Source organism: Priestia sp. YIM B13551 (genome assembly GCF_042787905.1).
In the GTDB taxonomy this organism is placed as follows: Bacteria; Bacillota; Bacilli; order Bacillales; family Bacillaceae_H; genus Priestia.
The window spans coordinates 501,656-521,982 of the sequence record NZ_JBHZOX010000001.1 but is presented as its reverse complement, the minus strand read 5'-3'; the positions used below and the strand labels follow the sequence as shown (position 1 = coordinate 521,982).

The following is a 20,327-nucleotide window of genomic DNA, read 5'->3' as shown; positions in this document are numbered from 1 at the left end:
ATAATGAGATTAAAATAGGAGGGAATAAGATGGAACGCATTGAAACGGGAGAGATTTTTACAATTTTAGATGAAAATGATCAAGAGCAAGATATTGAAGTGCTTGGAAAAATGACGATTGAAGGGCACGATTATATTGCTGTTGCGTTTGTGGAAGAAGTTTTAATTGAAACAGAAGAAGAAATTGATGTTTTCTTTTTGAAAATTGAAGATGATGGTGAATGGTCTTCAATTGAAGATGACGATGAGTTTGAAAAGGTATCAGCCGTATTTGAGGAAATGACATCCGCGTAAAAAGAGAGGTTAAAACCTCTCTTTTTTTATTTTTAAATAATATAATATTTAGAATTTTTCTAAAAATGTCTTGCTGAATTATTTCCCTTCATTTATGATGAATATGTAACATACCAACCGGTTAGTAAGTAAATGAAAGCGAGGGACTACCGTGTATTTTTCTTACTCTGACAAAGTAGTGAAGCTGCAAAAAGAATTGACCTCTTTTATGGAAGGGCATATTTACCCAAATGAACGGCTATACGAACAACAGCTGAATGAACAGCCATCTAGATGGTCAGCTGTTCCTCCGATCATGGAAGAGTTAAAAGAAAAAGCAAAGCAAGCTGGATTATGGAACTTATTTTTGCCAGAAAGCGAATACGGAGCGGGTCTAACAAATGTCGAATATGCCCCCCTTTGCGAAATTATGGGCCGTTCTATTATTGGACCAGAAGCTTTTAATTGCGGAGCTCCTGACACCGGCAATATGGAAGTACTGGTTCGATACGGAACGTCCGAACAGAAAGAAAAATGGCTAAAGCCGCTGTTAAATGGAGACATTCGCTCCTGCTTTTCTATGACAGAACCAGATGTAGGTTCTTCTGATGCCACAAACATTCAGTGCAGTATTGTAAGAAAAGGCGATGAATATGTAATAAATGGAAGAAAGTGGTGGTCTTCAGGTGCGGGAGATCCTCGCTGCAAAATTGCTATTGTCATGGGAAAAAGCGATTTTACCGCATCTAAATATGAACAGCAGTCTATGATTCTAGTTCCATTAAATACTCCAGGAGTTAAAATTGAACGAATGCTGCCAGTCTTTGGATACGATCACGCTCCTCATGGACATGCTGAAATTCATTATGACAATGTGCGTGTGCCAGCGTCTAATATGCTTTTAGGCGAAGGCAAAGGATTTGCTATCGCTCAAGGCAGATTGGGGCCTGGACGTATTCATCACTGCATGCGGCTAATAGGAGCAGCGGAAAGAGCGCTTGAAGAATTATGTAAGCGTATTCAAAATCGTTCTACTTTTAATAAGTTGCTTTCCCAGCAAGGGGTTATTCAAGAATGGGTGGCAGAATCGCGTATTGAAATTGAGCAAGCTCGCTTATTAACATTAAAAGCTGCTTATATGATGGACACAGTTGGAAATAAAAAAGCGCGGAAAGAAATTGCTATGATTAAAGTAATGGCTCCTGCTATGGCTTTAAAAGTCATTGATCGTGCTATTCAAGCATTTGGAGCAGCAGGTGTTTCAGAAGACACGCCGCTTGCGGCACTTTGGGCAAATGCCCGCACTCTTCGCCTCGCTGATGGTCCAGACGAAGTGCACAAAGCTCAGCTTGCAAGACTTGAATTAAAATCCTATCAAGAAAAGGAGGCAACATATGCACATAAAGGATTTGTTTGATTTAACTGGGAAAACAGCTATTATTACCGGCGGAGGTAGAGGATTAGGAGAACAAATGGCAGAAGGGCTTGCAGAGGCAGGGGCAAATATTGTTCTATGTTCGAGAAAAAAAGAAGCATGTCAGCAAGTGGCCGATCGATTGGCCACTACAGGCGTAAAAACCCTCGCTTTAGCATGCGACATCAGTCAGCCTGAAGATATTAAAAATGTCGTGCATCAAACGATTGAAAAATTTGGACGTATTGATATTTTAATTAATAACAGCGGAGCTACGTGGGGTGCTCCAGTTGAAGAAATGCCTCTTGAAGCATGGCAAAAAGTGATGAATATTAATGTTACAGGAACGTTTTTAATGTCCCAAGAAGCTGGAAAAGAAATGATTAAACAAAAAGCTGGCAAGATTATTAATATTGCTTCAATTGCCGGTCTTGGAGGAACAGATCCTCAGTACATGGATACAATCGGGTACAACACGAGTAAAGGAGCGGTCATTACGTTTACGAAAGATTTAGCTGTCAAATGGGGACAGCATAATATTCAAGTTAATGCGATTGCGCCGGGATTTTTCCCTACTAAAATGTCAGGTGCGATTATGGAACAAGGCAAAGATTATTTTCTGAGTCAAACCCCTTTAAAACGCTTTGGCTCCGAAGCTGATTTAAAAGGAGCGGCTGTTTTTCTTGCTTCTGCGGCGTCTAATTATATTACGGGAGATATTCTGACAGTAGACGGTGGAGTTCATGCTATGTGAATAAGAAAGGAGTAACTTGATGGAAGACGTTAAAAAATGGTTTACACCTTATCCAGAAGCCTACACTCATGACATTCACATCGAAGATATTTCACTATTTGATATGCTGAAAGAAACAGCCGAACGTTATCCTGCTCACACGGCAACGCGCATGTATCAGCATACGTTAACGTACCAGGAGCTGTATCACTCAGTTCGCGTATTTGCAGGAGCACTACAGAAAAAAGGGATTAAAAAAGGAGATCGTGTAGCAATTATGCTGCCAAACTGTCCGCAATATATAATAAGCTATTTCGGCATTGTAGCAGCGGGCGGCATTGTGACTCAGGTCAACCCTATGCTTGTCGAACAAGAGCTAGAGCATATTTTAAACGATTCCGGGGCAAAAAAAATAATTCTGCTCGATGATTTTTATACGAGACTTCAAGAGATAAGAAACCGCGTTGATATAGAAGAAGCGATAACTGTCAGCTTGCAAAAACCTTTTGTTCCTACATCACCAGACCTTTCCTTCCTAGATTTTTTAACCATCAAGCATGAATTTAATCAGCCGGTCATCCATCCAGGACACGATATCGCTGTTCTTCAGTATACGGGAGGAACGACCGGACCATCTAAAGGTGCGATGCTTACACATACAAACATTTACACAAACGCAGTTCAATCATACGAAATATTTAAGCATGATATTGAATTAGGAAAAGAAAAATGCTTAACCGTTATTCCATTGTTTCACGTATTTGGCATGACTTCCTGTATGCATTTATCGATTCTTTGCGGAAATGAAATATTGCTATTGCCGCGTTTTGATTTGGAAGAAGTACTAAATACAATAAAAAAAGAGCAGCCTAGTATTTTTCCTGGCGTGCCAACTATGTATGTTGCTATTACAAATCATCCGCGGGCAGAAGAATACAACATCGAAAGTATTCGCATCTGCAACAGCGGCAGTGCGCCGATGCCTATTGAGCTGATGAAAGAGTTCGAACGAAAAACGGGTGCTAAAGTGTTAGAAGGGTACGGCTTATCAGAAGCATCCCCTGTCACGCATTGTAACCTGCCGTTTTGTGAGAGAAAGCCAGGTACAGTCGGACTTGGCGTTCCGCAAACTGCTTATAAAATTGTAGACGTGGCTACCGGAACAAAAGAACTGCCAAGAGAAGAGCTTGGAGAAATAGTGATTAAAGGCCCTCAAGTTATGAAGGGCTATTGGAATCAACCTGAAGAGACGGCTCACGCGCTTAGAAACGGCTGGCTGTACACAGGAGACATTGGACAGATAGATGAAGACGGGTATTTATCCATTGTTGATCGCAAAAAAGATATGATTATTGCGAGTGGTTTTAATGTGTATCCTCGAGATATTGAAGAAGTTTTATATGAACACAGCCACATTAAAGAAGCCGTTGTAATTGGTGTGCCGCACCCTTACAGAGGAGAAACAATTAAAGCGATTTTGGTAGTGAAAGAAGGGAAATCTCTTTCCGAAGAAGAGCTTACTTCTTATTGTCGACATCACCTTGCCGCTTACAAAATTCCGCGAATCTTTGAGTTTCGCGCTGAGCTTCCTAAGACCAATGTAGGGAAAATTTTACGACGGGCACTACGAGAAGAAGTGGTGAAAGAAACGATGTAAATAAGCTGAACATAAACAAACTTTTTCAAAAGCTCCCTCTAAGCCATGGTATAATTTGTGAAAATGAGAAAAGACAGAGAGGGTTTGACGATGAAAGATTTGATGATGGAACGAAGCATTCAGCTTTTTGCTCAAAAAGGTTTCAAAGAAACGTCTATTCAAGATATTGTAAATGAATTAAACGTCACAAAAGGAACGTTTTATTATTATTTTAAAAGCAAACAAGAGCTTTTAATGGATATTCACCTTCAATATATTGAAAGATTAATAGAAAACCAAGAGACGATTCTTGCAGATAAGACAACATCTTATCCAGAAAAGCTTCACAGCATTATTTTTAAACTTGTTCATGATATTGAGAAAGAAGGTCTTCGAGCTAAAGTGTTTTTTAGAGAGATGCGTCATTTGAGTGAAGAACACTTAGAACAAATCATTCCAAAGCGCGATCGTTTTAAAGAAAACGTACAAGAAATTATTGAAAAAGGAATAGAAGCAGGGCAGTTCCGTTCAGATTTGCCTTCAGATATCGTGACGCTAGGCATATTAGGAATGACAAATTGGAGCTATTTTTGGTTTCAGCCGGATGGAGAAAAATCAGATCGAGAAGTTGCGGCTATTTTTTATAAGATGCTGGTGAAAGGTATTCAGTCACAGTAGCTGATAGGCTAGACAGTGCTCGTAAAAGGCGGGAAAGTATAAGCTCTTTCTCTCCTTTTATATTAAAAGGAGGCTATAACATGAATAGTAAAGACATACAGCGTATTGCTGTTATTGGAGCAGGACAAATGGGACATCAAATCGGTATGCTTTGTGCACTTGGAGGATATGAAACAATTATTCAAGATATGAATGAACAATCACTCATTGATGCAAAAAATAAGCTGGAAGCGATTATAGGCAAGTGGGTTCATAAAGGAAAAATCTCTTCTGAGGCTAAAGAAGCCGCATTTCGAAGATTGTCTTTTACAAACACATTAAAGGAAGCGGTTTCAAATGCTGATTTTGTAATTGAAGCTGTGGTAGAAAAGTTAGATGTAAAACAAAGTGTCTTTAAAGAAATAGATGAGTACGCACCAAGTCACGCCATTTTAGCATCGAATAGTTCAACAATTGTTAACTCGCTTATTGCAAGTGCAACAAACCGTCCAGAGCAAATCGTTAACATGCATTTCTTTTTTCCTCCCCTTGTAATGGACTGCGTAGAAGTTGTGATGAGTGAAAAGACAAGTGAAAAAACAGCTCAAACGACAATGGAAGTTTGCAAGCAAATTAATCGTACAGCAGTCCTTCTGAAAAAAGAAATCTCAGGTTTTATTGCCAATCGAATTTTAGGGGCGTTGCAAAAAGAAGCCGTTTTTCTTTACGAAAATGGATACGCAAATTTTGAAGACATTGATACGATTTGCAAAAAAGCGCTCAATCACCCGATCGGTCCTTTTGAATTGATGGATCTCTCGGGAATTGACGTCGGATATTTTGTGATGCAGCAGCGCTATAGCGAAACGGGGGATCCAGAGGACAAGCCAGCTGCGTGCATTGAAGAAAAAGTTCAAAAAGGCGAGCTTGGACGCAAAACAGGAAAAGGTTTTTACACATACCACACACAAGGAGTGAAGTAATGATGAAAAAATTTGTACGTGTTGAAAAAGAGGAGAAAACGGCAATTGTAACCATTGATAACCCGCCTTTAAATGTAATGAGCCAGACTGTTGTGCAGCAGCTTGAAGAAACGTATGAAGAGCTTAGTAAAGATCCGGATGTAATTACAATCATTTTAACAGGAGCGGGCGAGCGGGCGTTTATGGCTGGAGCTGATATTAAAGAGTTTCCTCAGTTAATGGGGCAAAGCGGCATTAAAGAAGAGTTTATGAAAACCCATCGTGTTTTGCAAAAACTTGAAAACATTGAAAAACCAACAATTGTCGTGTTAAACGGTTTAACGTTTGGAGGAGGATGCGAACTTTCACTAACCGCTGATATACGCATTGCCGAAGAACATGCTCAAATCGGTCTTCCGGAAGTGAAGCTCGGATTGTTTCCTGGAGGCGGCGGAACTCAGCGTCTTCCACGCGTAATCGGCGTTTCTAAAGCTAAAGAGTGGATGTTTGCCGGCAGTCCTGTTTCTGCAGAAGAAGCGCTTCATGCAGGCTTTGTCAATCATGTCACGCCTAAAGGAAAAGGGCTCGAAAAAGCAAAAGAGCTGGCTAAGAAATTTAACCGTCACTCTCTTCCGTCACTTTCTCGAATTAAGACAGCGGTAAACGAAGGAATAAATCGTACATTATCTGAAGGTCTTGAACTTGAGGCAGAGCTGTTTGAAGAAGTCTTTCAAACAGAAGATATTAAAGAAGGAGTATCAGCATTTATTGAAAAGCGTCCCGCTGTTTTTTCACATAAGTAAAGGAGGAGAAGATCATGTATGAAACACAGGTCAAAGTGCGCTTTTGCGAAACAGACGCACTCGGTCACATTAACAATACGAGCTATTTCATTTATTTAGAAGAGGCCCGGATTGCTTTTTTTGAAGAAATGGGAGCATCCATGCATACAGAAAAGTGGGAGTATATTTTAGCGTCTACTAAATGTGATTTTGTTGCGCAAGGTTATTTTAATCAAGTGCTAATGATTAAAACCTTTGTATCTAATGTCGGCAATAAAAGCTTTACAATTGGACATGAAATTACCGACAGCAAGACGGGAACGCTGATTGCTAAAGGAGAAGCTGTCATCGTGTACTTTGATTTTGATGCACAAAAAAGCGTTTCTATTCCAGCGGACATTAAGCAGTTTTTGATGAATTATAAAGTAGCTGTTTAACTATAAAAAAGCAGGTGGTAAAAGAATGTCACAAATCATTCCTGTACGAAAAGGAGAGGAATTAAACACGGAAAAACTGCATCAGTTTCTCCGTGTTTCGGTTCCTGATTTACCTACAGAGCCTCTTTTAATCAAGCAATTTGGATCAGGTGCGTCCAATTTAACCTACGCTCTTTCAGTCGGAGAGTGGGAGGCGGTGTTGAGACGCCCTCCCTTTGGGCCAGTTGCGCCAAAAGCGCATGACATGCAAAGAGAATACAAGATTTTATCTGTTTTATCGAAGTCTTTCCCTCTCGCTCCTAGGCCGTATGTGTTTTGTGAAGATGAGACGGTGGTCGGGAAATCCTTTTTTTTAATGGAGAGAAAGCACGGTGTTCTCATCGACACAGCGTTTCCAGAAGACGTGAAAGGAACTAACGAACTTTGCCGTTGTATCTCAGAACAAATGGTGGATGTCCTTGCTCAACTTCATGATGTTCCTTACAAAGGCACGCTTCTTGAAAAAATCAGCAAGCCCGAAGGATTTTTAGAACGTCAGGTACACGGCTGGATTCATCGTTATGAAAAATCAAAAACAAGTGACATACCGGAAGTAGAAGCCCTAAAAAAATGGTTGACCACACACATCCCCACTACACAGCATTCGACCATTATTCACTATGATTATAAGCTTAACAATACGTTATTTTCACCGGATGGAAATAAAATTGTAGGATTATTTGACTGGGAAATGACAACCGTTGGAGACCCGCTTGCTGATTTGGGAGTGGCGCTGAGCTACTGGATGGAAGACAGCGATCCTGAACTTTTGAAAAGAGGACTTGGAAATCCACCTGTTACTGTGCAAAAAAGCTTTTATTCCCGTCGAGATTTTGTAGAAGCATACGCTAAAAAAAGCGGACGGGATGTTTCACACATTGACTTTTACCTAAAATTTGCGTACTTCAAACTTGCTGTCATTTGTCAGCAAATTTATTACCGTTATAAAAAAGGCCAAACAAATGATAAACGGTTTTCACAATTTGGAGATTATGTAAAAACACTAATTATTCATGCTCTGCACACAGAACGAGGACATATATGAAAGGAAAAGTTCACGTAATACTCAAAAAAGAAGAGCTTCTTGCCAAAAAGCTAGAAGGAAAAACGGTTGTTATATTTGATGTCTTATTAGCTACATCAACAATTGCGGCTGCTTTACAGCAAGGAGCAATAGAAGTTATTCCAGTAAAAAATGAAGAAGAAGCGCGTAAAAAAGCAGAAACGTATAAGCCTGATGAAATTGCGCTTGTAGGCGAATATAGAGGGAAAACGATTGAAGGCTTTTTTGATCCAAACCCCAGCACGTTAAAGGAGCATGTTCAAAATAAAGCAGTTATTTTGTCTACCACTAATGGAACGGTAGCCATCCATAACGCCGAGAAAGCGAAACATGTATATGCAGCTTCACTGTTAAACGGAGAAGCGGTTGCGAGTGCTGTTTGTCAACCAAGTCAAGATGAAACTGTTTTATTGGTTTGTTCAGGTTCATCCGATCGCTTCTGTCTAGAAGATTTATATGGAGCGGGGTACTTCATAAGCTGTTTGCTGCAACTAAAAACATTTCATTTAACGGATGCTGCAAAAGCCGCACTGCTTTTATATGAGGCTTATGAGCATTCACCTGTTGAAATATTAAAGCGCTCAGCCGTAGGGGAAATGCTCACGCAGTATGGCTTTCTAGACGAAATTGGCTTTGTAAGCCGGAAAAACGTCTATTCCGTAGTTCCTAAGGTAGTGAAAAAAAAGCTAGTAAACGGGGAGGAAACGATATGTCTGAAATGAAAACCGAAGCAAAAGGCGGATCATTTTTACTGAAAAAAACATCTACGCATCACGTTTATACACCCGAAGACTTAACGGATGAGCACCGTATGATTGCTCAGACAGCAAAGCAGTTTATTGAAAAAGAAGTAGACCCTTACCATAATGACATTGAGCAGCAGGATTTTAATAAAGTAGTAGAATTGATGCATAAAGCAGGCGAGCTTGGACTTCTTGCTCACAGTATTCCAGAAACATATGGAGGACTAGGTCTTGATAAAGTAAGCAAAGGACTCGTCGGTGAAATCATTGGCCGGACAAGCGGATATGGAGTCGCTCATTCTAATCATACATGCATTGCGACACTTCCTATTACGTATTTTGGCACCAAGGAGCAAAAAGAAAAATACTTGCCTAAATTGGCAAGCGGCGAATATATTGGCGCCTACTGTTTGACAGAGCCAGAAGCAGGTTCTGATGCTCTTGCAGCCCAAACAAAAGCCGTATTAAATCCTGAAAAAACACATTATGTATTAAATGGAACGAAGCAGTACATTACCAATGCTGCCTTTTCAGATACGTTCATCACGTATGCAAAAGTAGACGGTGAACATTTTACCGCTTTTATTGTAGAAAAAGGTTTTGAAGGACTCTCTCTCGGGCCAGAAGAAAAGAAAATGGGAATTAAAGGGTCGTCTACTCGTCCAGTTATTTATGAAGATTGCTTAGTACCCGTAGAGAACGTACTTGGACAAGTAGGAAAAGGTCACTTGATTGCGTTGAACGTCTTAAACCTCGGACGTTTTAACTTAGGTTCTGCATGTATGGGCGCAGCGAAATATGCGTTTGAACTTGCTTTAGCTTATACAAAAGAACGCAAGCAGTTTAAAACAGCTATTGCGGAATTTAATGCTTCAAAAGAAAAAATAGCAAAAATGGCGGCTCGTATTTTTGCATCTGAATCTATTCAGTACCGTACAGCTGGTTTACTAGAAGAGGCACTTGGTGGCTTATATGAAAGTGAAAATCATAAGTTAGTAGCTAAACAGCTGGCTGAATTTGCAATGGAATGTTCAGTTTGTAAAGTGTACGGATCGGAAACGCTTGATTTAATTGCCGATGAAGCGCTGCAGCTTCATGGCGGCGCAGGGTTTATTCAAGAATATAAAATAGAACAAGTATATCGTGACTCACGCATCAATCGTATTTTTGAAGGTACAAATGAAATCAATCGCCTTTTGCTTCCAACTCAGCTTCTAAAAAAAGCAGACAAAGGAGAAATAGAGCTGAGCAAACAAGTAGAACATGCTGTTAGTGAATTGATGAGCGGTCAGTGGGAAATATCTTCAAATGAACTTCTAGCAAGAGAAAAGCAGGCGGTTATTACCACAAGACATTTATTTCTTGCTTTGTTAGGAACAGCATTCCAAACGTTTAACGCCAATCTAGCACAAGAACAAGAAACGCTGATGAAGCTCGCAGAAATTGCTGTTGGACTATTTGCCATAGAGTCATCTGTGCTGCGCGCGGAAAAAGCCGTGAACAAAAATGGAGAAGAAAAAGAAAAGTTAAAAAGCAAGCTGACAGCAACGGTTGTTAGTGAAACACTCTTTGAAATTGAAAAGCAGGCTCGACAATTAATAAACGGAATGTTAACGGGTGAAAAACACCGACAGTACCGCACAATTCTTGGAAAATGGATGAATGATTTGCAAAGTGAAGGAGAGTTCACGCGCAATCGAGACATCGCCCGTGAATTTATCGAAAGCGGGCGATATGTTGTATAAGGAGGGATATTATGCGTTTTGAAGGGCAAATAGCTGTTATTACAGGAGCTGGAAGCGGCATTGGAGAAGCGACTGCTCAGAGAATGGCGAAAGAAGGAGCTCGCGTCATTCTTGTCGGGCGAACTAAAGAAAAACTAGTACAGGCTGCATCGGCTATTGACACACGGTGTGAACGAAAATGCACGGATATTTTCTCAGCTGATGTAACGAAAGAAGAAGACGTCAAAGAGCTGGCTGAGTTTATAAAAGAAAAGTACGGACAAATTCATTTATTAATTAATAACGCAGGCGGATCAGTTAATTCAACAATCAAAGAAACAACGCTTGAACAGTGGAAACACGTGCAGGACGTCAATTTAACAAGCGTATTTCTTGTCACAAAACATTTGATTCCTTTTTTAACTGAAGAAATAGGAGGAAATCGATCTATTGTTAACATCGCTTCTCTTTCAGGACATAAAGCTGGGGCACAAATTCCTCACTACAGCGCTGCTAAAGCTGGTCTAATTAACTTTACAAAAGCAATGGCGTTTGAGTTAGCACCCCACGGAGTCAGAGTAAACTCTGTGTCTCCTGGATTCGTAGAAACACCTTTAACGCAGCCTGGACTTGAAAATGAGCGCTTCACTAAGGCAATCGAAAAAAATACGGCTTTAAAACGTGTAGGTAAACCAGATGAAATTGCAAATGTTATTGCTTTTGCAGCGTCTGAAGAGGCATCTTATATGACGGGAAGTGATTTATTAGTAGATGGCGGGTGGCTTATCGTTTAATGCAAATTAAAGAGGAGGGAATTGAAATTATGAGTGATTTAGTAGTAGAAAAGCAGGGGACTATTTTATCTTTAACGTTAAATCGGCCGGAGCGTTTAAATGCATTCAGTGAAGAAATGATTGAAAAGTTAACAGCTGAAATAAAACAGGCACAAAGCGATGAGTCTATTAAAGTAGTTATATTAAATGGAGCAGGGCGCTCGTTTTCTGCCGGAGGCGATGTGAAAACGATGGGTCAAGCATCCGGATCTGATGTTTATGAACATATCGGCCGTTTAAATGAATGTATTTTAGCGATGCAAAATCTAGAGAAGCCAATTATTTCAGCAGTTCATGGATTTGCAGCAGGAGCGGCTTTTAATTTAGCTCTTGCTTCTGACTTTATCATTGCGTCAGAAGAAAGTCGGTTCGTATTAAGCTTTTCTCAAGTTGGATTGATTTCAGACGGAGGAGGCCTTTACTTTCTTACAAAGGTCGTTGGTCCCCATAGAGCGAAGGAACTATTATTTTTAGGAGAGCCTATGGATGCCGACACGGCTTACAAAGCTGGTTTTTTAAACCGTGTAGTATCGTTAAATCAGCTGAAAGATGAGGTCACATCCTTTGCAAGTCGCTTATCACAAGGACCAACGAAAGCGTATGGGAAAATGAAAAAAATTGTCAACGATTCCTTTCATTTAACGTTAGAACAAGTCCTTGAACAAGAAAGGCTAACGCAAGTTCTTATGGTAGAAACAAGAGATCATCAAGAAGGAATATCTGCGTTTAAAGAAAAAAGAAAGCCACTATTTCAAGGGAAATAAGAGGGGGATATAAGATGAAAGCCATTCAATTTACGCAGTACGGGGGACCTGATGTTCTTCAAGTTATCGATATTGCACGCCCTGTACCAAAAAAGAAAGATGTGCTCATTAAAGTTGCGGCAATCGGCGTTAATTACGCCGACGCTGCGCGGCGTGAAGGAGCATACGTAGTCGAAACACCGCTGCCTTTTATCCCAGGTTCTGAAGTAGCGGGCGAAGTGGTTGAAGTAGGCGAGGATGTAAAAGGGATACAAGTAGGTACAAAAGTCGTGACGCTGCTAGGGTCTAATCGAGCAACAGGATACGCTGAGTACACGCTGGCAGATTCAAGAGGCCTTATTCCGTTGCCGGAGAATGTGGATTTAACACAAGCGGTTGCTTTGCCTCTTCAAGGACTCACGGCTTATCATATTTTAAAAACAATGGGTCGCCTTGAAAAAGGAGAAACCGTCATTGTTCATGCGGCAGCAGGCGGTGTTGGAACCTTAGCTGTTCAGCTTGCCAAAATGTTTGGAGCTGGAAAAGTTATTGCTACAGCGAGCTCCAAAGAAAAGCTTGAGCTTGCAAAAAATCTCGGAGCTGACGAAACGATTAACTATACAGAAACAGGCTGGGAAAAACAAATTTTAGAAGTAACGGAAGGAAAAGGAGCCGATATTATTTTAGAAATGGTAGGAGGGCATATATTCTATGAATCTCTTCAATGTCTTGCACCATTTGGGCGCCTCGTTTTTTACGGAATGGCTAGCGGAAAACCTGTAAAATTTAACCCTGCCCGCCTGATGGAAAAAAATCAATCGGTTCTAGGCTTTTTCTTACCTCAAATGATGGCAAAACCAGCGCTTTATCAGCAAAGCCTGCATGAGCTATTAAACTACGTAAATTCCGGTCAGCTAAAATTAATGCTGGGCGGCACATTTTCACTTGATGAAGCGGCAGATGTACATCGTCTGCTTCAAGGAAGAAAAACGACCGGAAAATTAGTGTTAGTTCCTTAACAAAACAGCTTCCGTCTCTAATAGGGATGGGAGCTGTTTTGGTTTAAAAAATTGGCTTTCACCTGCCAATTTTTTAAAAACCGCTTAATAATTTGGCATAAAAATCAATGTTTTTTACTAATTTCTTCTATATTTTAACACTGGCATGGAAGTTGCATAATAAGTGTTTGAACATATAAAGGAGGAATTGAATATGGTGAGAAATGGAACGGACCGCGTGAAGCGGGGAATGGCAGAAATGCAAAAAGGCGGCGTTATCATGGACGTCATTAATGCAGAACAGGCAAAAATTGCAGAGGCAGCAGGCGCTGTTGCCGTTATGGCGTTAGAGCGCGTTCCGGCCGATATTCGTGCAGCAGGCGGCGTATCTCGTATGGCAGATCCAACAATTGTGGAAGAAGTGATGAACGCTGTATCCATTCCAGTTATGGCGAAAGCTCGTATTGGCCATATTGTTGAAGCACGCGTGCTAGAAGCAATGGGTGTAGACTACATTGACGAAAGTGAAGTACTCACTCCAGCTGATGAGGAATATCACCTTAACAAAAGTACATTTACGGTTCCATTTGTATGCGGATGCCGTGATTTAGGGGAAGCAGCAAGACGAATTGGTGAAGGTGCTTCGATGCTGCGTACAAAAGGCGAACCAGGAACAGGAAACATCGTCGAAGCAGTGCGTCATATGCGCCAAGTAAACGCTCAAGTACGTAAAGTTGTAGGCATGGATGAAGACGAGTTAATGACAGAAGCTAAACTATTAGGTGCGCCTTATGAGCTATTACTGCAAATTAAACGTGAAGGCCGTTTACCGGTTGTAAACTTTGCAGCAGGCGGCGTAGCAACACCCGCAGACGCAGCGTTAATGATGCAGCTAGGAGCAGACGGTGTGTTCGTTGGATCAGGAATCTTCAAATCAGACAACCCTGAAAAATTTGCGCGAGCAATCGTGGAAGCAACAACGCATTATCAAGACTATGAACTTATTGCAAACTTGTCAAAAGGATTAGGAAGTGCAATGAAAGGAATTGAAATTTCATCATTATTACCAGAAAATCGTATGCAAGAACGCGGCTGGTAATGAGTAATAACTTTTAAACTTAGTTAGGAGAATGACCATGGGGAAATATACGATAGTCGATAAAGAAACGTGTATTGCGTGCGGTGCATGCGGAGCTGCGGCACCTGATATTTATGATTATGATGATGAAGGAATTGCGTTCGTTATACTTGATGATAATCAAGGCACGGTTGAAGTGCCCCAAGAGCTGGAAGACGATTTAATAGATGCGTTTGAAGGCTGTCCAACAGAGTCCATCCGTATAGCGGATGAAAAGTTTGATGGAGACTCGAATAAATTTCAATAAACCGGAATAAATAAAAAAATAGAAAGTTTTTTTAAAAGAAAAGAAGGATTTTGTCTAGAAAAGGCGAAATGTTAGTTGTGTAAGAACATATCTTCTTAAAAATGAAAGCACTTACATAACTAAAAGCATATGAGTTAGTCTCATTTGACCTTTCAGAATTATTATTGTAAAAGTGCAGAGTAATCAAATAGTTTTTAAAAGGAGATTAAGGGGCATGCAAATACTGAATACAGTCATTGTGACAGGATATGCAAAAGCTCCACAGGGAACTTCCATGTATGAAATGTATAAGCATGCGGGAATTGTACTAGAAGTGGATCTGACAGAGCATAAAATTGTAAATGCTGAGTTTACGTTTATTACGGAGCTGACGCAAAATTTTTTCCGGAAGCTGCTTATTGGTTACTGCCTTGCAGATGGAATTGAACCTCTTATTGAACGTATTCAAAATTATTATTTTGCTCCATCTCAACAGGCGATTATCGTAGCGCTTCAGGCTGCAATCCAACGTTACTGGGATAATGTGAATCAAAAAATTACATAGCGTTTGGTTAGAATAAAGTGAGAAGACAACCTCTTTTCATGGTCTTATTAAAACCAAGCAGACACACACACACTTTACAAAGAGTGGGGGACATCCCTTTTTCTTTGGGGAGTCATTGTGTCCTGCTTGGTTTTTTTTCGTGTAAAGCGCTGTGAAATATAAAAAGAAAAGGAGGAAACAAAATGAACAAAATCATCACGCGCGAAGAAGCAATAGAAAAAATAACAGATGGCGCACGCATTATGGTAGGTGGATTTGGTCTTGTTGGAAGCCCGCTTAGTCTGATTGAAGCGATTGCCAAATCAAACCTTAAAGATTTAGAGATTATTAGTAATAACCTCGGTGAACCTGGAAAAGGATTAGGTGTATTGGTTCAAAAAAAACAAGTAAAAAAAGCCATAGGGTCTTATTTTACTTCCAACCCTGAAGTTGTACACGCTTATCAACAACAAGAACTTCAAGTGGAGCTCATCCCGCAAGGAACAATGTCCGAGGCAATTAGAGCAGGAGGAGCAGGCATCGGAGGATTTTATACGCCTGTGAGCGTAGGGACCCAGCTGGCGGAAGGAAAAGAAGAACGAGTATTAAAAGGAAAGAAATATGTTTTGCAAGAATCGCTGCACGCAGATGTAGCTCTTATAAAAGCTAAAAAAGCAGATCGACTGGGAAATCTTATTTACAGCAAATCAGCAAGAAACTTTAATCCAATGATGGCAACAGCCGCTGATATCGTGATTGCAGAAGTAGAAGAAGTTGTTGAAGTTGGACAGATTTCTCCTGAAGAAATTGTAACTCCTCATTTATACGTTACTTATATCGTAGTGAAAGGAGAAAATTAAGATGAACGTCAAACAATATATTGCTGCGCGTGCTGCAAAAGAGCTTTGTCACGGAGATGTAGTGAACTTAGGAATCGGCATTCCTACTTTAGTTGCTAATTATATCTCACCCGATGTTCACGTGTTTTTACATTCAGAAAACGGGATTCTCGGCGTTGGACCTACTCCTGAAGAAGCCTATGTAGATCCAGAACTTGTGAATGCTGGAAAGCTGCCCGTCACAGTTTTGGGAGGTGCCTCATTTTTTAACAGCGCTGATTCTTTTGCTATGATACGCGGAGGCCATGTGAATGTATCCATTCTTGGAGTGCTTCAAGTAGATGAAGCAGGCCGAATTGCGAACTGGGCTGTTCCTGGGAAAAGTGTTCTTGGCGTAGGAGGAGCAATGGATTTATTAGAAGGCTCAAAAAAAGTGATCGTGACGACTCTTCATACGAATAGCCAAGGAGAGTCAAAGCTAGTTGAGGAGTTAACTTATCCACTTACTTCAGAGCGACGAGTCGATATGATTATTACGGAATTAGCTGTCTTTTCCGTAACGGACCTTGGTCTTGAACTTCTTGAAACAGCTCCCGGTGTTTCTTTAGAGACAGTACAACAAAAAACACAGGCTTCTTTTCGCGTTTCTAAATTATTTAATAAAAACAATGAGGTGACGGCATAATGGCAGTGATTGTAAATGCATTTCGAACGCCTATTGGAAAGTTTGGCGGTTCGCTTGCAGATACGCTTCCGGAAGAACTAGTCTCTCTCGTAATGAAAAACAATTTGTCTTCAGCCGGATATACGTCAGAGATTGTTGATGAAATTATTGTCGGACAAACGAAACAAAGCGCTCATGCTCCTAATATAGCAAGAGTAGCCGGGCTGAAAGCTCAATTCTCTGAACGTATTCCAGCTTATACGGTGCACCGCCAGTGCGGCTCAGGCATGCAGGCTGTAATGAATGGAGCTATGTCCATTTTATCAGGTCAAGCCGAAGTGGTATTAGCCGGAGGAGTGGAAAGCATGTCTCAAGCACCGCACTATACGGTAGGCACTCGTTTCGGTTTTCACGTTGGTGATTTAACACTCTATGACTCTAATACAGAAAGTCAGCCAAAATCACAGCCTGAAACGTTATACGGAACTTTTACGATGGGACAGACGGCCGAGTGGCTCGCTGAAAAGTATAGTATTAGCCGCGCGGAACAAGATGAGTTTGCTCTTTATAGTCAGGAAAAAGCTAGGCGGGCTATAGAACTTGATTTGTTTGAAGAAGAAATTATCCCCGTGCCTGTAAAAGAAGGAAAAAAAGGAATGGGGCATTTTGCAACAGATGAATTTCCTCGTCTTACTAGCAAAGAAAAGCTTGGTACGCTTAAGCCCGTTTTTCAAAGGAATGGAACGGTGACAGCTGGCAATTCATCCGGTAGAAACGATGGCGCTTCGATGCTGCTGATGATGTCGGAAGAAAAAGCTGAGCACCTCGGATTAACACCTATGGCTAAGATTGTGTCGTTTGCCGCAGCGGGCGTTTCTCCAAAGGAAATGGGAATTGGCCCCGTTTCTGCTTCGCAAATTGCTTTAAATAAAGTCGGTTTACGCTTAGGTGATATGGACTTGATTGAATTAAACGAAGCATTTGCCGCCCAAAGTATTGCTTGCTTAAGAGAATGGAATATCACATCAGAACAAGTGAATGTAAACGGAGGAGCAATTGCGCTTGGCCATCCTTTAGGCTGCTCCGGGGCAAGAATCATAACAACTCTGTGCCATGAACTCCAAAAGCAAAAAAGACGATACGGTCTCGCAACTATTTGCGTTGCAGGAGGATTAGGAATGGCGATGGTGGTGGAAAGATGGACGAAATAAAAAGAGACTATGTGTTTCATAGAGATTTAACAAAAAAGTATCCAATGATTACACACGGTGAAGGAAGCTACTTAATAGATGAACAAGGAAAAAAGTATTTAGACGGATGCTCTGGGGCCGTGGCGGCAAATTTAGGGCACGGCATTACACAAATAGCCGAGGCGATGGCTGAGCAGGCAAAAAAAGCGGCTTTTGTTCATACATTACGTTTTGAAACGAATGTTTTGCATAAACTTGCAGAAAAAATTGGTAACATGGCGCCACTTCATTTAAACAAAGTCTATTTTACATCAGGAGGATCAGAAGCAAATGAAAGTGCATTAAAATTAGCAAGGCAATATCACAGAGATGCCGGAAAGATGCAAAAACACATCGTAATCGGAAGGTGGCAGTCCTATCACGGAAATACGATAGGTGCACTATCAGCTGGAGGAGATGTAAAAAGACGATATCCTTATACACCTAATCTTTTACATTTTGCGCACGTCTATTCTCCGTATTGTCATCGCTGTCCGTATAATCGCAATCAAGAAGACTGCGTGGCAAATCAAAACTGGAGCTGCATCACCGATATTGAACGCACTATTTTAGAGCTTGGTCCAGAAAATATTTCAGCTTTAATCGCAGAGCCCATCGTAGGAAGTCAGCAAGGAGCTGTTGTACCTCCGCTTGACTATTTTAAAAAAGTGCGTGAACTCTGCAGCCGCTATGACATTCTTTTGATTGTTGATGAAGTGATGACAGGCTTTGGGAGAACCGGAACTAATTTTGCAGTGGAACAATTCGGAATCGAACCGGATATCCTAACATTTGGTAAAGGAGTTTCAGCTGGGTACGCTCCTTTAGGAGGAATGATTGTCCATGACCGTCTGATTCAAGGCCTGTTAGAAAATAGCAGCGGGAAATTTCTTCATGGCTATACGTACAGTGGACATCCTGTTTCAATAGCGGCAGGTCTTGCTGCTTTGGATATGTATGAAGAAATGAATATCCTTCAAAACGTTGAAACTCAAGGCGCGTATTTAATGGAATGTTTAGTAGCGCTGCAGCGCAAGCATCCTTATATTTCAGATATTCGCGGCCGCGGACTTTTAATTGGATTAGAACTAATGAAAGACGCCAATCAACAGATATTTTTCGAGCCACGTGAAGCAGCCAGCGAAAAGCTCAATGAAATTTGTATGGAGCTTGGAGGCGTCTTTTATCCAGGATCCGGATCTATAGATGGACATAAAGGAGAGCATATCATTATCAGTCCTCCTTTAAATATAGCGAAATCAGAAGTTGATGAAATAGTGAGATTGCTAGATCATGCGTTTTCTATTTTTCATCAGCACATAAGAAAGGATGAGCCATATGAAAGTGCAAAATAAAACAGAAGAGCTTCAAATCAAAGGAAAAAAACATTTATCACCGGTGATGACAAGAGTAACAGAGCTTGTTATTGAAAAAGCGCACGGTGCGAAATTTTGGACAGCTGATGGCAAGGAATATATTGATTTTGTATCAGGAGTAGCTGTCAATGCAGTGGGTCATACGCATGAAAAGATGGTAGAAGCGATTAAAAAACAAGCAGATCAGCTGCTTCACCTAGGCTTAAACTACGGCTATTACGAAACAGCAGTGAATTTGGCAGAAAAACTTGCGCAAATTACGCCTGGAAACTTAGACACGGTGTTTTTTTCAAACTCAGGCGCAGAAGCCATTGATGGTGCGCTCAAATTAGCAAAAGCGGCCACTGGCAGACCAGCGATCATTGCTTTTGAAGGTTCTTTTCACGGCCGTACACTAGGAGCTACAGCTATTACGGCTTCAAGCTCAAAATACCGCAGCTACTATGAACCGATTTTAGGAGAAGTGTATCATGCTCCTTATCCCTATCCAAGTCAGCTTCCTAATATTGACGAGGAAGATGCGGAAGCATATTGCTTAAATCAACTGCAAAAGCTGTTTGAACTGCGAGTGGATCCTTCACGCGTAGCAGCGATTGTGATTGAGCCAGTCATGGGCGAAGGAGGCTATTACCCTGCTCCTTCTAGCTTTTTACGCGCACTGAGAGACATAGCCAATGATTATGGCATTCTGCTTGTTTTTGATGAAGTGCAAACGGGATTTGGGCGCACTGGGAAAATGTTTGCGGCAGAACATGCTGGAGTCACACCAGATATTTTAGTTTTAGCAAAAGCTCTTTCGGGTGGCATGCCACTAGGAGCCATTGTAGCAAGCCGAGAACTGCATGAGAAATGGCCAACAGCTGGACATGGTTCTACTTTTGGAGGAAATCCAGTATCGTGTGCAGCTGCTTTAGCTAATATTTCAATCATTGAAGAAGAAAAGCTTGTAGAGCGCAGTGAAAAAGTAGGCGCTGATATTGTTAAACGCCTTCAGCATTCTATCGGACATTTACCGGCTATTAAAGAGGTTAGAGGAATTGGTATGATGATTGGTATTGAATTTCATGTTGAAACAGCAGCTGCTTATGTCCCTGTTATTAAATCAAAAGCGCTGGAAAAAAGACTGCTTATTATGAACTGCGGAGTTAAAGGGCAAACCATTCGTTTAATGCTGCCACTAAATATTGATAAAGACGTGCTGGATCAAGGGCTGTCTTTACTAGAAGAAGTCATCACAGAAGCAGTTTCAATTAACTAGCTTTTTAAATGAAAAGG

General features: G+C 40.9%; 22 protein-coding genes. All 22 read left to right on the top strand.

Features of this window, described 5'->3' with window-relative positions; all coding sequences use genetic code 11:
• The first annotated feature begins 29 nt into the window (after positions 1–29).
• On the top strand, positions 30–293 hold the full coding sequence (locus ACFX4N_RS02710; RefSeq protein WP_013057050.1) for a DUF1292 domain-containing protein: 264 nt from the start codon (positions 30–32) through the stop codon (positions 291–293).
• A 151-nt stretch (positions 294–444) separates the two neighbouring features.
• On the top strand, positions 445–1,689 hold the full coding sequence (locus ACFX4N_RS02705; RefSeq protein WP_192100422.1) for an acyl-CoA dehydrogenase family protein: 1,245 nt from the start codon (positions 445–447) through the stop codon (positions 1,687–1,689).
• Complete coding sequence (locus ACFX4N_RS02700; protein WP_013057052.1) at positions 1,667–2,440, top strand: SDR family oxidoreductase; 774 nt, start codon at positions 1,667–1,669, stop codon at positions 2,438–2,440. The genes ACFX4N_RS02705 and ACFX4N_RS02700 overlap by 23 nt, the downstream gene beginning before the upstream one ends.
• Before the next feature lie 19 nt (positions 2,441–2,459).
• The gene (locus ACFX4N_RS02695; protein ID WP_029321772.1) at positions 2,460–4,076 is read left to right on the top strand and encodes a long-chain-fatty-acid--CoA ligase; all 1,617 of its coding nucleotides are present in this window, start codon (positions 2,460–2,462) and stop codon (positions 4,074–4,076) included.
• Between the two features lie 90 nt (positions 4,077–4,166).
• A complete protein-coding gene (locus ACFX4N_RS02690) occupies positions 4,167–4,733 on the top strand; it encodes a TetR/AcrR family transcriptional regulator (protein ID WP_013057054.1) in 567 nt (188 codons plus the stop codon).
• Positions 4,734–4,813: 80 nt separating this feature from the next.
• Positions 4,814–5,695 carry a 3-hydroxyacyl-CoA dehydrogenase family protein gene (locus ACFX4N_RS02685; protein WP_029321774.1) on the top strand — a complete coding sequence of 294 codons (882 nt, stop codon included), beginning with the start codon at positions 4,814–4,816 and terminating at the stop codon, positions 5,693–5,695.
• Positions 5,695–6,477 (top strand): enoyl-CoA hydratase, encoded by a 783-nt coding sequence (locus ACFX4N_RS02680; RefSeq protein ID WP_013057056.1) that lies wholly within the window; start codon positions 5,695–5,697, stop codon positions 6,475–6,477. The genes ACFX4N_RS02685 and ACFX4N_RS02680 overlap by 1 nt, the downstream gene beginning before the upstream one ends.
• Before the next feature lie 14 nt (positions 6,478–6,491).
• Positions 6,492–6,893, top strand: a complete 402-nt coding sequence (locus tag ACFX4N_RS02675; RefSeq protein WP_057273182.1) for an acyl-CoA thioesterase — start codon at positions 6,492–6,494, stop codon at positions 6,891–6,893.
• A 25-nt stretch (positions 6,894–6,918) separates the two neighbouring features.
• Positions 6,919–7,977 (top strand): phosphotransferase family protein, encoded by a 1,059-nt coding sequence (locus ACFX4N_RS02670; RefSeq protein ID WP_057273183.1) that lies wholly within the window; start codon positions 6,919–6,921, stop codon positions 7,975–7,977.
• Positions 7,974–8,717: a 2-phosphosulfolactate phosphatase gene (locus tag ACFX4N_RS02665; RefSeq protein WP_057273184.1), complete on the top strand. Its 744-nt coding sequence runs from the start codon at positions 7,974–7,976 to the stop codon at positions 8,715–8,717. The genes ACFX4N_RS02670 and ACFX4N_RS02665 overlap by 4 nt, the downstream gene beginning before the upstream one ends.
• Positions 8,705–10,483, top strand: coding sequence for an acyl-CoA dehydrogenase family protein (locus ACFX4N_RS02660; protein WP_013057060.1), 1,779 nt, complete (start codon positions 8,705–8,707; stop codon positions 10,481–10,483). The genes ACFX4N_RS02665 and ACFX4N_RS02660 overlap by 13 nt, the downstream gene beginning before the upstream one ends.
• Positions 10,484–10,494: 11 nt before the next feature.
• Complete coding sequence (locus ACFX4N_RS02655; protein ID WP_029321783.1) at positions 10,495–11,256, top strand: SDR family NAD(P)-dependent oxidoreductase; 762 nt, start codon at positions 10,495–10,497, stop codon at positions 11,254–11,256.
• Between the two features lie 29 nt (positions 11,257–11,285).
• Positions 11,286–12,059 (top strand): enoyl-CoA hydratase/isomerase family protein, encoded by a 774-nt coding sequence (locus ACFX4N_RS02650; RefSeq protein WP_029321785.1) that lies wholly within the window; start codon positions 11,286–11,288, stop codon positions 12,057–12,059.
• Positions 12,060–12,073: 14 nt separating this feature from the next.
• Entirely contained in the window at positions 12,074–13,057 is a 984-nt protein-coding gene (locus tag ACFX4N_RS02645; protein ID WP_029321787.1) for a quinone oxidoreductase family protein, read from the top strand.
• Between the two features lie 193 nt (positions 13,058–13,250).
• Positions 13,251–14,135 carry a pyridoxal 5'-phosphate synthase lyase subunit PdxS gene (pdxS, locus tag ACFX4N_RS02640; RefSeq protein WP_029321789.1) on the top strand — a complete coding sequence of 295 codons (885 nt, stop codon included), beginning with the start codon at positions 13,251–13,253 and terminating at the stop codon, positions 14,133–14,135.
• A gap of 37 nt (positions 14,136–14,172) precedes the next feature.
• Positions 14,173–14,421, top strand: coding sequence for a ferredoxin (locus tag ACFX4N_RS02635; protein WP_013057065.1), 249 nt, complete (start codon positions 14,173–14,175; stop codon positions 14,419–14,421).
• Between the two features lie 214 nt (positions 14,422–14,635).
• On the top strand, positions 14,636–14,965 hold the full coding sequence (locus ACFX4N_RS02630; RefSeq protein WP_013057066.1) for a DUF3870 domain-containing protein: 330 nt from the start codon (positions 14,636–14,638) through the stop codon (positions 14,963–14,965).
• Positions 14,966–15,147: 182 nt separating this feature from the next.
• Entirely contained in the window at positions 15,148–15,804 is a 657-nt protein-coding gene (locus tag ACFX4N_RS02625) for a CoA transferase subunit A (RefSeq protein WP_013057067.1), read from the top strand.
• Between the two features lies 1 nt (position 15,805).
• Complete coding sequence (locus ACFX4N_RS02620) at positions 15,806–16,468, top strand: 3-oxoacid CoA-transferase subunit B (RefSeq protein ID WP_013057068.1); 663 nt, start codon at positions 15,806–15,808, stop codon at positions 16,466–16,468.
• Complete coding sequence (locus tag ACFX4N_RS02615) at positions 16,468–17,658, top strand: thiolase family protein (protein WP_057273186.1); 1,191 nt, start codon at positions 16,468–16,470, stop codon at positions 17,656–17,658. The genes ACFX4N_RS02620 and ACFX4N_RS02615 overlap by 1 nt, the downstream gene beginning before the upstream one ends.
• Positions 17,646–19,031, top strand: coding sequence for an aminotransferase family protein (locus tag ACFX4N_RS02610; RefSeq protein ID WP_057273187.1), 1,386 nt, complete (start codon positions 17,646–17,648; stop codon positions 19,029–19,031). The genes ACFX4N_RS02615 and ACFX4N_RS02610 overlap by 13 nt, the downstream gene beginning before the upstream one ends.
• Complete coding sequence (locus ACFX4N_RS02605) at positions 19,015–20,310, top strand: aminotransferase class III-fold pyridoxal phosphate-dependent enzyme (protein WP_013057071.1); 1,296 nt, start codon at positions 19,015–19,017, stop codon at positions 20,308–20,310. Before ACFX4N_RS02610 ends, ACFX4N_RS02605 begins: the two co-directional genes overlap by 17 nt.
• The last annotated feature ends 17 nt before the right edge of the window (positions 20,311–20,327 follow it).

Coding starts and splice junctions, on each gene's coding strand:
- ACFX4N_RS02710 (WP_013057050.1), top strand. CDS start 30: ATGGAACGCATTGAAACGGGAGAGATTTTTACAATTTTAGATGAAAAT.
- ACFX4N_RS02700 (WP_013057052.1), top strand. CDS start 1,667: ATGCACATAAAGGATTTGTTTGATTTAACTGGGAAAACAGCTATTATT.
- ACFX4N_RS02695 (WP_029321772.1), top strand. CDS start 2,460: ATGGAAGACGTTAAAAAATGGTTTACACCTTATCCAGAAGCCTACACT.
- ACFX4N_RS02690 (WP_013057054.1), top strand. CDS start 4,167: ATGAAAGATTTGATGATGGAACGAAGCATTCAGCTTTTTGCTCAAAAA.
- ACFX4N_RS02685 (WP_029321774.1), top strand. CDS start 4,814: ATGAATAGTAAAGACATACAGCGTATTGCTGTTATTGGAGCAGGACAA.
- ACFX4N_RS02680 (WP_013057056.1), top strand. CDS start 5,695: ATGATGAAAAAATTTGTACGTGTTGAAAAAGAGGAGAAAACGGCAATT.
- ACFX4N_RS02675 (WP_057273182.1), top strand. CDS start 6,492: ATGTATGAAACACAGGTCAAAGTGCGCTTTTGCGAAACAGACGCACTC.
- ACFX4N_RS02670 (WP_057273183.1), top strand. CDS start 6,919: ATGTCACAAATCATTCCTGTACGAAAAGGAGAGGAATTAAACACGGAA.
- ACFX4N_RS02665 (WP_057273184.1), top strand. CDS start 7,974: ATGAAAGGAAAAGTTCACGTAATACTCAAAAAAGAAGAGCTTCTTGCC.
- ACFX4N_RS02660 (WP_013057060.1), top strand. CDS start 8,705: ATGTCTGAAATGAAAACCGAAGCAAAAGGCGGATCATTTTTACTGAAA.
- ACFX4N_RS02655 (WP_029321783.1), top strand. CDS start 10,495: ATGCGTTTTGAAGGGCAAATAGCTGTTATTACAGGAGCTGGAAGCGGC.
- ACFX4N_RS02650 (WP_029321785.1), top strand. CDS start 11,286: ATGAGTGATTTAGTAGTAGAAAAGCAGGGGACTATTTTATCTTTAACG.
- ACFX4N_RS02645 (WP_029321787.1), top strand. CDS start 12,074: ATGAAAGCCATTCAATTTACGCAGTACGGGGGACCTGATGTTCTTCAA.
- pdxS (WP_029321789.1), top strand. CDS start 13,251: ATGGTGAGAAATGGAACGGACCGCGTGAAGCGGGGAATGGCAGAAATG.
- ACFX4N_RS02635 (WP_013057065.1), top strand. CDS start 14,173: ATGGGGAAATATACGATAGTCGATAAAGAAACGTGTATTGCGTGCGGT.
- ACFX4N_RS02630 (WP_013057066.1), top strand. CDS start 14,636: ATGCAAATACTGAATACAGTCATTGTGACAGGATATGCAAAAGCTCCA.
- ACFX4N_RS02625 (WP_013057067.1), top strand. CDS start 15,148: ATGAACAAAATCATCACGCGCGAAGAAGCAATAGAAAAAATAACAGAT.
- ACFX4N_RS02620 (WP_013057068.1), top strand. CDS start 15,806: ATGAACGTCAAACAATATATTGCTGCGCGTGCTGCAAAAGAGCTTTGT.
- ACFX4N_RS02615 (WP_057273186.1), top strand. CDS start 16,468: ATGGCAGTGATTGTAAATGCATTTCGAACGCCTATTGGAAAGTTTGGC.
- ACFX4N_RS02610 (WP_057273187.1), top strand. CDS start 17,646: ATGGACGAAATAAAAAGAGACTATGTGTTTCATAGAGATTTAACAAAA.
- ACFX4N_RS02605 (WP_013057071.1), top strand. CDS start 19,015: ATGAAAGTGCAAAATAAAACAGAAGAGCTTCAAATCAAAGGAAAAAAA.